At 60.9% G+C, this 15,175-nt stretch carries 2 protein-coding genes; both read right to left on the bottom strand.

The annotated features are described in order from the left end of the window. Positions 1-114 precede the first annotated feature (114 nt). Positions 115-7,392, bottom strand: a complete 7,278-nt coding sequence (locus I6E74_RS01920) for an SdrD B-like domain-containing protein (RefSeq protein WP_197122523.1) — start codon at positions 7,390-7,392, stop codon at positions 115-117. 328 nt (positions 7,393-7,720) lie between these two features. Beyond that, a complete protein-coding gene (locus tag I6E74_RS01915) occupies positions 7,721-14,977 on the bottom strand; it encodes an SdrD B-like domain-containing protein (RefSeq protein ID WP_197122521.1) in 7,257 nt (2,418 codons plus the stop codon). Positions 14,978-15,175 lie beyond the last annotated feature (198 nt).

Genomic DNA, 15,175 nt, shown 5'->3' with positions numbered 1-15,175 from the left:
AGTGGGAGTGACTCAAGGTGATGTTCGTCACCGGTTACAACGAAAGGCGCGATGAGTACACCGAGCCCGACGCCCGGTGCGCTCATCGCGCCTTCTCGCTTGCTGCTGTAACCGCTACTTCTCGATAGCGAGGAGTTGTTTCCCTCCGCCACGCACCCGACGTGTCGGCAGAAGGAAGAGCAATCCACTCAACAAGAGCAGTCCAGCAAGCAGGCCTCCGGCGGCGATGCTCGAACCCGTGAAGGCGAGCATCAGCGTAGTGAGGCCCTGGATGACCGAGCGCTCACCAAAGGCGGGCAGCTCGACCGTTGAAGTAGTACCCGTTGACGGGCGGTACTCGGCGTCGACCGACGAAAGGTCGACTGTTGCTGTGTACGTTCCGGCGGGAAGGTTCGTGAGTTCCCACGCACCGTTCTCGTCGGTGGTGACGCGCACGGTGACGGGCCCGTTCGGGCCGTCCCAGATAACATCCAACTCAGCATTGGGGATGCCGCGGTCGCCGCTGTCACGAACGCCGTTGCCGTTCGGGTCATCGAACACAACGCCGTTGAGCGTTGCGCTACCGACCACGATGAAGTCAACATCGAGGCGTGTCTCGCCCGAGACGAGCGTTGCCGTCGTCTCGAAGAGCACATCGCCGTCGAGGTCTGAGCTCGGCACATAACCTTCGGTTAGCGTCGTCGCGTCATAGGAGACCTTCACTTCGCCAGCCGGCAGTCCCTCAACGAGGTAGTTGCCGTTCTCATCGGTCGTGGTTGTCACGATGATGTCGTCTTCGTTACCGAAGATTCCGTCGAAGCCGGGGCTCGTAACGGTCATCACGATGCCAGGGAGGCCAGGCTCATTAGTGCCCTGAATACCGTCGTTGTTGACATCGAGCCAGAGCAGATCGCCGACTCCCGCGTCACCGCGGTAGCCGAAGTCCTGATCCAAGTTCTCTTCGCCACCGGTGAGCGTGAGCTCAGAGACGTCGTCAGCTCCGCCGTCAGGGTCAACTGTCGACGTCAGGCCTGCGGGCAGGTTCGAGAGTTCAACAGTGAAGAGTCCTGAAGGAAGGTCTTCGAAGAGGTAGTTGCCCGAAGCATCCGTCTTCGTTGTCGACTCAACGTCGTCCTCATTGCCGAGGATGCCGTCGAGGCCAGCCCACGTGAGCGTGACATCCACCTCGGCGATGCCGGACTCAGTGTCGTCAAGGATGCCGTCACCGTTCTGGTCGAGCCAGACGGTGTCGCCAATCTTTCCGGTACCGACGTAACCGAAGTCGATGTTGTCGAGATCGGTCGCTGCAGGCAGCGAGACCGCAGTCGTGGAGTTCGGGCCAACGCCGGAAGCAACCGTGGTCGCCGTCGGCTGGTTGGGGCCAGCATCCGCATCGAATGTCGGGGTTACGCCAGCAGGCAGCGTCGTCGTGTCAACCGTGGCGGTGTAGTTGCCCTCGGGCAGACCATCGAAGAGGTACTCACCGTTGGAGTCGGTGATTTCGACGAACGTGACGTCATCGCCGCCACCTGCTGCGCCATCCGGGCCGAACCAGACGAGGGTTACCTCAGCGTCAGGCAAGCCAGGCTCGCCAGCATCCTTGACGCCATCCTTGTTGAGGTCGAGCCACACCGTATCGGAGATGCTCGAGTCTCCGGCGTAGCCGAAGTCCTGGTTGAGGTCAGAGCCAACCAGCGTCACCGCAGACTCTTCGTCGGGCGACGCGGTTCCGCTGTCGTTGTCGAAGGTCGGGCTGAAGCCAGCAGGCACGCCACTGACAACCTCGACGATGAAGTTTCCGTCGGGGATCTCAGTGACAGTCCAGTCACCATTGCTGTCTGTCGTTGCCTCGAACTCGATGTCACCAGCAGCGCCGGATCCGCCAAGAACACCATCTGTTCCCAGGTAGGTGACGAGAATCTTGACTCCACCGAGGCCAGGCTCGTTGCTGTCTTGCACGCCATCCTTGTTGCGGTCCCACCAGACGCGGTCACCGATTACGGACGTGACGTCGTAGCCAAAGTCGACGGTGGTCACCGCTTGACCGATCGTTAGCGAGACCGGAGTTTCGGAGTCGTTGTCGCCATCGAGGTCGAAGCTGTTGGTGGCGCCAGCAGGCAGCCCGCCCGTCACTGCGACGGAGAAGTTGCCGGGGAGCAGGTTGGGGAAGCTGTAGAGGCCGTCGCCGTCAGTCGTCGTCGTGAACACGCCGTCATCGCCACCGCCGAGCACGCCGTCTTCGCCGAACCAGGTCAGCTCAACGGTGGCACCGAAGATGCCGGGCTCAGTGCTGTCTTGCACGCCGTCGCCGTTGCGGTCGATCCACACGAAGTCACCGATGGATGCGGTGCCCGCGTAACCGAAGTCTTGGTCGACACGGTTCTGGCCGGCCGTCAATGACGTCGTCGAGGTCGCGCTCGTGCCGCCGTTGGGGTCGGAAAGAACCGAGTAGCCCGCAGGCAGGTCGCTGACAGTGACGGTGTAGGGGCCTGCAGGCAGGTTCTCTACGAGGTACTTGCCGTCTTCATCCGTCGACGCCGTGTACGTGATGTTGTCAGCGGTCGTGGCGAGGTCGCCATCGAGGCCGCCAAACACTACCGTGACCGTCGCGCCCGGAAGTCCGGGCTCGTTGGCGTCCTGAACGCCGTCCTTGTTCTGGTCGAACCAGATGAAGTCACCAATCGAGCCGGATCCCGTGTAACCGAAGTCGACGTCGCGCTTCTTGTCGTTCTCGGCGAGGGTTCCCTGCCACACGCCGTTAGGCGTTGCGGTGGTGCCGTCGAGGTCGTAGCTCGGAGTCATTCCAGCGGGAAGCGTGGACGCATCCACGGTTACGCGGTATGACCCACCGGGCAGCTGGGTGACAAGGTATTCGCCGTTGCTGTCGGTCGTGCGAGTGAAGGTCTCGTCGTCGGTGTTGCCGAAGATGCCGTCAATTCCCGCGTAGACAACCGTGACGCCGACGCCCGCAAGAACGGGCTCAGTGGAATCCTGAACACCGTCGTTGTTCACGTCGAACCAGACGTAGTCACCGATGGAGGCGAGGTCGAGTTCGACGCTCACGACATCCGGAGTCACGTTGTCGTAGTCCTTGTAGTCGATACCGGAGACCTGCGCGCTCGGGGCCACACCGAAGTAGTGAGGAACGTCAGCGGTGTTGATGACTTCGCGCGCCGAAACGAGTTCGCTCGTTTCGTCGACGACGGGCATCGTGACGGTGTATTTGATCGTCACGGATGCGCCCGCCGCAATCGGGCCAGCGATCGTCCAGCCGAGAGTTCCGTCTGAAGGGTCGACGTCGGTCGGGGTCACGCCAACAACACCAGCGGAGGTGAAGTCGGTGACGCGAGAGTCGGGGGTGTCAGTGACGGTCACGTCGTAGGCGGGCGAGTTGCCCGCGTTGCGCACGACGATCGTGTACTCGAGATCTTCGCCCGGCTTGGCACGACGAGTGTCAGAGTCGCCAACCTGGCCAGCAACATCCTTGTCGATCGTCAGTCGCGGTTCGATGACCGAGACGTTCGCGGTTGACGGAGTGCCCACCTTGTCGAAGTCACCCGGCGCCGGAACGGTCGTGGGCGAACCCGTGATCGTGTCGGCGTTGTTCCAGTAGGGACGAACCGTGTTGGTCAGGGTGTTTCCGGATGCCGCAGCAGCCGTGACGATACCCGTGTAGGTGATCGTGACGGTGCGAACTTCGTCTTCGGCGGTAGCGATGTCACCGATGAAGTAGCCAATGGTGCGGTCAGTCGTGGTCGGCGAACCGATCAGCGCAGCGGACTCAGCACAGGGCGAGCCAGCCTGATCGCACGTCGAGCTCACGAACTCACCGAAGCGCACGTTGGTGGGCATCGTGTCGATGATGGTTGCGTCGTAGGCAACAACATCCTTGGGGATGGTCACGTCGACGGTGTAGGTAATGACCTCACCGATGGTGCGTGACGACGGCGTTGCCGATTTGCTCACACCGAGCTCGGGAGCCCGCAGCGTGAGGTCGTCGTTGGCCTGGTAGCCGCCCGCTTCGGTTCCGAGCGGTGATAGCGCTGTGCGCTCGTTCGGGTTTCCGCCGGCAATTGACGACGTAATAGCGTCGACCGTGTTGACGATCGTCGCACCACTCAGAAGCGGGTCAACAATGCGAACGCTGTAGGTCAGGTCAGGGCCTTGGCCGCGCAGGATCGATGCGACAGTGAACGTGATCGTGCGCTCACTCTCGTCCCAGATTCCGCCACCGGGCAAAGTCTGGTCGGTCGTTACGGGAACATTGCTGGCGTTAACCGGCTGAACAGTGTTCGGCACGTGGTCGACAACAGTGGTGTCGTACGCGGTCGACACGTTCGACGCGTTACTGTTTCGCAGTTCGAGCGTGTACGTCACGATCTGGCCAGCTTCAACCTGTCCAGAAACAGCGTTGCTCTTTTTGGTGAGGTTAATGTCGGGCTCAACGATTCGCGTCGTCGTAGTGTTGCTCAGCTGCGAATCGTTAGTGCCGTTCACTCGTTGCCACGTGAGCGACGCGCGGTTGGTGATGCCATCGCCACGCTTGGGTCCTGCGATATCGAGCACGCGTGCGGTGATCGTCAGAATGACGTCATCGTCACCGCTATTGGGGGCGTTGACGTAGTCGGCGCCGATCAATGCGGTGACTTTCTGTCCGGCAACGGTGGCGTTCTGCGAAGCACCACCATTCACAGTGAAGGTCGGTGTTCCCACGATTGCGTACCGGCTGCTGAGAGTGTCAGTAACGGTCGGGTTGACGTAGACCGACGACCCCTCGGGAATTGTGGTCTTCACGGTGTAGGTGACTGTCTCACCAATCGTGGCCTGAGTGCCGAGGTTGTTGCCTGACTCGTTGATCGAGGTCGTAAATGACTTCAGCAGTGTCGGACGACGCAGGTTTACACTCGCGGTGTCCTTGGCCTCAACGCTGTTCGCGCTCGCCTCAAGCGTCGGGTCAATGTTGTTGACGGGAACGTACACCTGCTGGCCACCAGAGTTGGTCTCGGCCTCGTAGTTGCGCACCCCAGCAGTGTTGACGAAGATATCGCCAGCCGAAGAATCAGCGGGAGTGATCACATCGTAAGTAACCGTGTACGAGTCCCCGGCATCTAACGACGGTATCGTCCACTCGATAGAGCGCGGAAGCGACGTCGAGGCGCCACAGACACCAGAGTCACTGATGTTCTCGATCTCGGAGCATTCCAGCAACGAGGGCAGGTTGTCACGAATGGACACGTTCTCGGAGTCCTGGCTGCCGGAGTTCGTGATGACAACCGCGTAGGTCACGCGGTCCGTTGCCTGAACCGCAAGAGTATCGAGCGGGCCATTGGCAACCGCAACAGTGTTGAGGTGCGTGATGCCCTTGCTGAGCGTGACGATCGGCTTCTCGATACGAGTGTCTGCCTGATCACGCAACTGGAACACATCCCCCGCGGTGTTCTGGTACGTCATCTTCATAATGTTCGCCGTGATGTCGCCATCAGCGATCGCGGCAGGGTCGGTGATTTTCGCCGTCACCAGAACCTGGAAGACAGCAGCGGCATTCACATCGCCGATGGTCCACGTCAAGAGAGACGACGGAGTCGGGTCAGTGGCCGATACCGGCGGGTTCACGAACGTGATGTCCGCGGCATCGATGTCGTGGTGGTCGCTTCCATAAGCGAACGACTCAAAAGTGAATCCCGCGGGCAGAAAGTCATTGACGGTGTTATCCAGAGTGTCGAGGCTTCCGGGGAACGTGACGGTCAGTTCATAGCAAACCCTGTCGCCCGGGTGGAACGGGCCAGTGACGCCGTCGCTGAAGGTGAGTGCAGAGCTCGCGTCACACGGAGTCAACATCTCAGCGGGCTCAGCGACCTTCTTGTCGATCGTGATTCCCTGGGCCGTTTGCCCCGCACTTGACGCGTCAACAACAGCAAGAGTCGACGTTGTTCCGTCGTTGTCGGTGATGATCTCAGCGTCGGCGCCGAGCTCAACAGTGTTGGTCCAGGAGTCGTTCGAGCTCACGGGACCGGCGCCGTTACGCACGCGGTAGTTCGAACGCGTGAGCGTCTCTACGGTGATCTCCTCGAGCGAGGATGCCGCCACAAAAGCTGCGGCATCCCACGACACGGTGATGGTTCCGTCGGCGTTCGTCACTACCGACTCTGGAGTCAGCGAGCTGGTGACGTAATCGAGGCCGTCAGGAATGGTGTCGGTTACCGTGATGATGCTCGTCGCGAGGGCGTACTCAGAGGAGTCGAATGAGAGCGTCCAGATGCTCGTGGCACCTTGCGAAATGTCGGAATCGTCAACGGACTTGCGGATGGCGACATCTTCAGCAGAAATAGTGGCCGCGTCGGCATCCGTGTAGACGGTGCCCGCGTAGGTGCCGGCCGCAACCGCGTAGTTCGTGAGCTGCTGCTCGTCTTCAGTAAGGTCCCCCGTGTTGTTGTCGAGGTTCGCGGTGGCTTCACCCGTGAAGGCAACGTTCTCGCGCAGCGGGATAGCTGCCGCGTACACGATCGTCGCAGTCTCGCCCGCAGCGAGGGTTCCGAGGGAATTCCACTCCACCTTGGTGTAGACGTCGTTCAGCAACGGGCCGCTGCCATCCGGGTCAACCGTGACGGTCGACGTCGAGGGCACAAAACTATCGCAGTCAACGGCCGCGGGGAACGCAGTGTCATCGATGCGACCGGCACCGGGATACTCTTCGGTGCCGTCGGCACTATTATCTTGAGTCGAACAACCGAGGAATTCAAGACCGGCCGGCAGGTAGTCGATGATGGAGAAGTTGGTGGTGGGGTTAACGCCGTTGTTGGTGATCTCGAGGGTGTACACGGTCTTGTTGTCGTGCACACCGCGGTGAAGCTCAGACTCGGTGCTCGGCTCGATCTTGTCGAGAAGGAAGGGAACGAGAGTCGTCGTCGACTCATCAGTTGCCCACCCGGTTCGCGAGCTGGTGAGAACATCGCCCGTGAGTGCGTTGAACTTTACGAGCACACGAGGGTTCGAGTTAACGAAAGCCTCGGCGGTGCTCGTGAACGAGTCGTCCACATCGTAGGTGCTGGTGTTGTAGGAGAAGGAGTAGGTCAACGGCACGACGACTCCCGACGAGAGGTCTGCCACGTTGTTCCAGATGAGCTTCGTTGCGCCGCCCGCCAGCGCGATGGTTTCGCTCACCGGATAGGTGGAGTCCACGAGTGTCGCCCCCGCTGGCAGCACGTCAGTGAACGTCAGGTTGTAGGCGTTGCTACCCGAGGTTTGCTGCGCCGAGAGCGTGACCGAGACGTCGTCGCCGTACAGCGTTGACGCACTCACTGTGCGGTCAAGTTGAACGTCGGGGGTGCCCGCTGCCGTAGCGACGGCAGCCGGAACTGTTATTCCCGTCACAATCAGGGCAAGGACGAGCAATGGGCGCAGCAAAAACTTCACGGGTAAGGCCTTAAGGATTGACCTAGGGCCTACCTAATATCGGGAAGTAGGCCGTAGAGAACTCGGGTGGTGTCGGGTTGGTTCGTTCCAGACGAGCGAAATATCGGGTGCCCGTCAGGTAAACCGATCTCAAGCCTAAACGAGACCTAGTCCACCCAATAGCCCACAAAAAGGGGTACACAGAAGCGTCTACGTCCCCCTCTTTGTGGGCCCTATAGAGGACAAGGCCAAACTAACGCCCAGCTACCCCACCACAACGACAAACGCGGTGAGTGCGAACAGAACCATCCGGTCCCGCGCACTCACCGCGCCTATCGTGCAATCGCTACTACTTGCCTGTTGTCAACGCCCGCGTCTCTCTGCCGCCAGCACGAGCTCGCGTCACAACGAGCAGAAGCCCCGCAAGCAACAGAAGCACCGCAAGCCCACCGCCCCAAGCGATATTGGTGCCGGTGAACGCGAGCAACATCGTCGTGAGACCCTGAATGACGGAGCGCGAACCAAAGGCCGGCAACTCTACCGTCGACGATGTTCCCGTAGTCGGCCGGTAGTCAGGATCAACTGTGTCGAGGTCGACTGTTGCCGTGTAGGTTCCCGCCGGCAGGTTCGTGAGGATCCACTCGCCGTTTGCGTCGGTGATTACCGTAATCGTGACGGGACCGTTCGGCCCAGCCCAGACCACATCAACCGTGGCATCCGGAATGCCTGCTTCTCCGCTGTCACGGGTGCCGTCCCCATCAGGGTCATCGAACACGACTCCGGTGAGGGTGGCGCTTCCGATAACAATGAAGTCGACATCCAGCAGCGTCTCTCCGGAGACCAACGTTGCCGTCGTGTCGAAGAAGTCACCACCATCGAGATCAGCACTGGGCACGTATCCCTCGGGGAGTGTCGTGGGGTCATATGAGACCTGCACTTCTCCGGCAGGCAGCCCCTCTTCGAGGTAGTTGCCGTTCTCATCTGTCGTCGTCATAATGACGATGTCATCAGCCGTGCCGAACACTCCATCGGTGCCGGGGCTCGTGACAGTGATCACGATTCCGGGAAGGCCAGGCTCATTAGTGCCCTGCACCCCATCGTTGTCGACGTCGAGCCAGAGCAGATCGCCGACACCTGCGTCACCGCGGTAGCCGAAGTCCTGGTCGAGGTTCTCTTCGCTGGCGGAGAGGGTGACCTGCGCTGAGTCATCGAAACCACCGTCTGGGTCGGATGTCGCTACGACTCCTGCGGGCAGGTTCGACAACTCCACCGTGAACGTTCCGATCGGAAGGTCCTCGAAGAGGTAGTTTCCATTCTCATCCGTCGTCGTAGTCGAGACCACGTCGTCGGCGTTACCGAGGATGCCGTCGAGGCCAGCCCATGTGAGCGTTACGCCAACGTCGGGGATTCCGGCTTCGTCAGAATCAACAACGCCGTCGCCGTTCTGGTCCAGCCAGACCGTGTCACCGAGTGACCCTGTCGCGGCATAGCCGAAGTCGATGGTGTCGAGATCGGTGCCCGCCGGCAGCGCTACGGCTGTCGTTGAGTTCGCTGCAACGCCCGAAGCAGGCGTTCCCGGCGTCGGCTGGTTGGCGCCAGCGTCAGCGTCAAAGGTGGGGAGCAGCCCAGCCGGCAAAGTCGCGGTGTCTACCGTGACCGTGTAGTTGCCCTCGGGGAGCCCATCGAACAGGTACTCGCCGTTGGCATCGGTGGTTTCGACGAACGTGACGTCGTCGCCCCCGCCAGCCACTCCATCCGGACCAAACCAAACCAGAGTCACATCGACACCGGGGAGACCAGGCTCACCAGCATCCTTCACGCCGTCTTTGTCGAGGTCGAGCCAGACCGTGTCGGAAATGCTCGAGTCACCGGTGTAACCAAAGTCTTGGTTGAGGTCGGAGGCGTCAAGCGTGAGTGCTGACTGGTCGCCGAGACCAGCCGTTCCCTCGTCAGCATCGTAGGTCTGGGTGAATCCCGAGGGGATGCCGCCGGTGACCTCTACGAGGTACTCACCGTCAGGAATGTTGATGACGATCCAGTCTCCATCAGCGTCGGTCTGGGTGGTGTAGATGACGTCAGCATCCGCACCCGTTCCGCCCGCGACGCCGTCGGCACCGAAGTAGGTGACGCTGATGTCGACGTTGCCGAGGCCGGGTTCTCCGACATCCTGAACACCGTCAGCATCGCGGTCCCACCAGACACGGTCTCCGATAACGGAGTCGGCGAAGTAGCCGAAGTCAACATCCGTCACGGCGTCGCCAACGTCCAACGTCACCGAAGTCTGCGAGTCTTTGTTGCCATCACGGTCGAAGCTGTTGTCGACTCCGTCAGGCAATCCGCCGAGGACTTCTACCGAATACTCTCCCGGCAGCAGGTTCGGGAAGAGGTAGCCGCCCAGAGCGTCGGTGGTCGTCGTGAACACGCCATCGTCGCTGGTGCCTTCAATACCGTCTTCGCCGAACCACGTCAGCTGAACCTGAGCACCATTAATGCCGCGTTCAGTGGGATCTTGAACGCCATCGTTGTTGCGATCGAGCCACACAAAGTCACCGATGGATGCGGTGCCGTTGTACCCGAAGTCTTGATCGACTCGGTTCTGGCCGGCCGTCAATGTTGTGGTCGACGTCGAGCTCGTTCCCCCGTTGGGGTCGGAGACCACGACATAGCCCGAAGGAAGGTCGCTCACGGTGACGGTGTAGGGGCCAGCGGGCAAGTTGCCTACCGAGTACTTTCCGTCGCTATCCGTCGAGGTCGTGAAGGTCAGGTTGTCGGCGGTTGTCGCGAGGTCGCCGTCGAGTCCACCCGAAATGACCGTGACGGTCGCGCCGGGGAGCCCAGGCTCATTGGCATCTTGAACGCCATCCGAGTTCTGATCGAACCAGATGTAGTCGCCGATCGAGCCAGTACCGGTGTAACCGAAGTCCACGTCGCGCTTCGCAGCGTTCTGAGCGAGCGTTCCTTGCCACACGCCGTTCGGTGTAATCGTGGTGCCGTCGAGGTCATAGCTTGGAGTCATTCCAGCCGGAAGAGTCGCAGCATCGACCGTGACACGATAGGTGCCGCCTGGCAGGTTTTCGACGAGGTACTCGCCGGCGCTGTCAGTGGCCGTGGTGAAGGTTTCGTCGTCGGTGGTTCCGAAGACTCCGTCGGCACCGAGGTAGACGACGGTGACGCCGACACCTTCGAGCAGCGGCTCCGTGGCATCCTGCACACCGTCATTGTTGACGTCGTACCAGAGGTAGTCACCAATTGACGCGAGGTCGAGTTCAACGCTCACCACATCGGCGGTCACGTCGTCGTAGGTGTTGTAGTCGATCAGAGCGTCGCGGTCCGCTGCAGGAACACCGAAGTATTCCGGGATGTCCGCGGTGTTGACGATCTCTGCGCCACTCACCACTTCATCGGCCTCATCGATGAGAGGCATCGTCACCGTGTACGTGATGGTCACCGAAGCGCCAACGGCGATCGGGCCGGGGATGCTCCAGCTCAGGGTTCCGTCTGAGGGATCGGAATCAGTGTTCGTGACGCCGCTTGGATCGACCGAAGTGAAATCTGTCACGCGGTCATCCGGGGCATCCGTGACGATGACGTCATAGGCGGGCGAGGTGCCCGTGTTGGTGACGACGATCGTGTACTCGAGAGCGTCGCCAGGCTTGGCGCGGCGTGCGTCGGAGTCATCAACCTGCCCGGCGACAGCCTTGTCAATCGTGAGCGTCGGTTCGACAATCGCCGTGTTCGCGGTCGACGGCGATCCCACGTTGTCGAAGTCTGCGGGTACGGGCACCGTAGTCGGCGTGCCCGTGATGAGATCGGTGTCGTGCCAGTAAGGACGAACAGTGTTAACGAGCGTGCTTCCATCTGTCGCCGCCGTCGTCACGATGCCGGTGTAGCGGAACGTGATCACACGATCTTCAGCCACAGCAGGGTCGAAGTCACCCAGGAAGAAACCAATGGTGCGGTCAGTCGAACTAGGCGAACCAATGACCTCGGTGGTTGCCGCGCACGGCGTGCCCTCCTGGTCACACTCTGAATCGAGGAACGCGCCAAACCGCACATTGGCCGGCATCGTGTCGATGATGGTGGTGTCGTCGGCAACAACGCTCGCGGGGATGGTCACTTCGACGGTGTAGGTAACGACCTCGCCAATCGTCAGCGTGGCCGGAGTCGCAGTCTTACTGACCTCCACTCCCGGCGTCTGCAGCGTGACGCTGCTGGAATCTTGGTAGCCGCCCGCTTCCGTTCCGAGGGCGGAGTCGGAGGTGCGCTCGTCAGGATCCGTTCCGGCGATCGAGGTCGTGGTCGCAGCCACCGTGTTCACGATGGTCGCGCCGCCACGCAGTGGGTCATCAACCAGAACGCTATATGTGAGGTCGGGACCTGCGCCGGGCGCAATGCTCGCGACGGTAAACGTGATCGTGCGGGCGCTTTCGTCCCACACTCCACCACCGGGGAGCGTCGCGTCAGCAGTGACAGGGTCGCCGGCAGCGTCGACGGGCTGAACCTCATCGGGCAAGGTGTCAACGACGACAGTGTCGTGGGCGATGGAGACATCCGCCCCGCCGCTGTTGCGCAGTTCGAGGGTGTACTCGATGACCTGACCCGCGACAACCTCGCCACCGACAGCATTGCTGCGCTTCTGCAGCGAGATGTCAGGCTCAACGACGGTCGTCGTGACGCCGTCGCTCACCCCGGAATCGCTCGAGCCATCGACGTGGTCCCACGCGAAGGTGGCGTTATTGGAGACAACATCGCCACGGACGGGGCCGCTCGCATCGAGCACGCGCACGACAATCGTGAGCACGACAAGGTCGTCACCGCTGTTGGCCGCGTTTTGGTACGTCGCCCCCAACGGCGCCGTGACGAGTTGGCCGCTTACCGTCGCGTTCTGCGGGGCGCTGCCGCCCACCGTAAAGGTCGGGGTGCCCACGATCTCGAGGTCATCGCTGATCGTGTCGGTTACCGCAGGGTTTTCGTAAGCGCTTCCGCCCTCAGGAATTGTGGTGGTCACCGTGTAGGTGATGAGTTCGCCGATCGTCGCTTCGGAGGCAGCGTTGTTTCCCCCCTCGTCGATCGAGGTCGTCGCGGTCTTCACGACGGTGGGCCGGTCGACGTTAGCGGTCGCCGTGTCGGTCGCCTCGTCGCTGTTCGCGTCGTCTTCGAGAGTGGGATCGATATTGTTCTCGGGAACGTAGACCTGCGGGTCGCCGTTATTGGTGTCGCCTTCGTAGTTGCGAACACCGGTGGTGTTGAGGAACACATCGCCCAGCGACGAGTCTGCCGGGGTGATCACGTCGTAGGTCGCGGTGTAGCTGCCACCGGCAGCAACGGGGCCAGGGACGATCCACTCAATGGAGCGCACGGGTGCCGGAGAACCACACGCACCGGCGTCGCTGATGTTCTCAATGTCGGAGCATTCCAGAAGCGCGGGCAGGTTGTCTCGGATCGAGATGTTCTCGGCCGCTTGGCTTCCCTCGTTGGTCACGGTGATGGAGTAGGTCACCCGATCAGTCGCCTGCACCGTGAGGGTGTCAACGGGCGCGCCGCTGATGGGATTCGTGTTGAGTTCTGTGATGCCTTTGGCCACAGCGACGATCGGCTTCTCGACAAGTGTGTCCGCGTGATCGCGCAGCTGGAACACATCGCCGGCGGTGTTCTTGTAGGTCATCTTCATGATGTTCGCGGTGATCGAACCATCAGTGATCGCCGCCGGATCGGTGATTCTGGCAGAAACAAGAACCTGGAATTCGGCCGAGGCATCCACCTCGCCCACGTTCCAGTTGAGCAGAGGTGAGCCCGCGTCATTGGAGAAGACGATGCCATCGGCTGCCGTCAAGGTGCTGGCCGAGGTGTACTCGAAAGCTTCATAGGTGAAACCGGCGGGCAAGAAGTCGGCCACGCTAACTTCGAGGGAGTCGAGAATCCCGGGAAAGTCAACGGTCAATTCGTAACACACGAGGTCGCCGGGATGGAACGGACCAGTAACGGTCTCGCTGAAGGCCAGACCAGATTCAGCCCCACACGTAGTCGCAATGTCCGACGGCTGAGCGACGCGTTTGTTTATGCTGACACCCTGCGCGGTCTGGCCTGCACTCGACTCATCGATCACAGGAAGGGTCGAAGTGTTCGCTCCGCTGTCCGTGATGATTTCCGCGGTCCCCACGAGGGCGACCGAGTTCGTCCACGAGTCGTTGGAACTCACCGGGCCACCACCGTTGCGGTAGGCAGTGCGTGTTGTCGTCGTAATAGTGATCGTGCCGGATGCGGATGCCCCTGCGAACGCGGCCGCATCCCACGAGACGGTAATCGTTCCGTCGGCATTGGTCACTACCGATTCAGGAGTTAGCGAGCTCGCGACGTAGTCGAGGCCATCCGGAATCGTGTCGACCACCGAAAGGATGCTCGTGGATAGCGCGTATTCCGAGGACTGGAAGTCAAGCGACCAGATGCTCGTACCGCCCTGCGCGATGGCCGGCTGATCGACGGACTTCTGAATGGCGACGTCTTCGGCAGTCACTGTCGCCGTGTCGTCATCGGTGTATACCGACGCCCCGTAGGTTCCCGTGGCAACCGCGTAGTTCTTGAGTTGCTGCTCTTCTTCGGTGAGTGGACCCGTGTTGTTGTCGAGGTTCGCGGTGGCGTTGAGCGCGGATGCTTCGTTCTCCCGCAGCGGGATAGCGGCGGCGTACTTAATGGTCAGCGTCGCGCCGGCGGCGATAGTGCCTAGAGAGGACCACTCAACCCTCGTGTAAACAGCGTTAGGGAGCGGACCCGCTCCGTCGGGGTCAACGGTCACCGTCGAAGACGTGGGGACGAAACCGTTGCAATCAACAGCAGCCGGCAACGGGGTGTCGTCGATGCGACCGGAACCGGCGTACTCCTCGACGGTTGCGGTCGTGTTGTCCTGGTTGGAGCATCCGAGGAATTCGAGACCGGCCGGAAGGTAGTCAACGATCGAAAAATTGGTGCTGTCATTAACGCTGTTGTTGGTGATTTCGAGCGTGTAGACCGTTTTGTTGTCGTGAACGCCGCGCTGGAGTTCCCCCTCGGTACTCGGTTCGCGCTTCTTGAGCTCGAACGGCACCAACGTAGTGGTGGAGGTTGCCGTATCCCAGCCGGTGCGAGTGGCTTCGTCAACCTCGCCGGTGACGGGATCGAACTCATCGACGATGCGAGGGTTGGAGTTGACGAAGGCTTCAGCGGTGCTCGTGAAGGAGTCATCCACGTCATAGCTGACAAGGTCATACGCAAAGGAGTAGGTCAGCGGCACCACGATGCCCGCTGAAAGGTCAGCGACGTTGCTCCAAATGACCTTGGTCGTTCCATCCGACAACAGGATCTGTTCACTCACGGGGTAAGTCGAGTCGGTCAGCGTAGCGCCCACCGGCAGAATGTCAGTGAAAGTTAGGTTGTAGGCGTTGATCGCCGGGACCGATGACTGCTGCGCCGAGAGCGTGACCGAGACATCACTGCCGTACAGAGTGGAGGCGCTCACCTCACGATCAAGCTGCACGTCGGGGTTGCCTGCCGCACTTGCAGCAGTGACGGGAACGGTGACACTCGCTGCGATTAACGCGGCGACGAGCAGTGGGCGGAGAAAAAGCTTCACAGGTAATGGCCTTACATTGCGGGTGATTTGATCACAGAGATCAAACAGATCCACCGTCGTGAGAGGGCAGAAATGCACGGGCTGAAGTCGGGACGTCCCGACACGGCCAGATCTCCGCATCGAACACGACTAGACCATTCGACAAACCCGGGTGATGGGGTATACGAAGACGTCTACTTCGTTAAACGTACCCCGAAT

The organism is Salinibacterium sp. SWN139, assembly GCF_015864625.1.
Taxonomy (GTDB): Bacteria; Actinomycetota; Actinomycetes; order Actinomycetales; family Microbacteriaceae; genus Rhodoglobus.
Note: the sequence above shows the minus strand (reverse complement) of the source record. Positions and strands in the feature narration are given on the sequence as shown.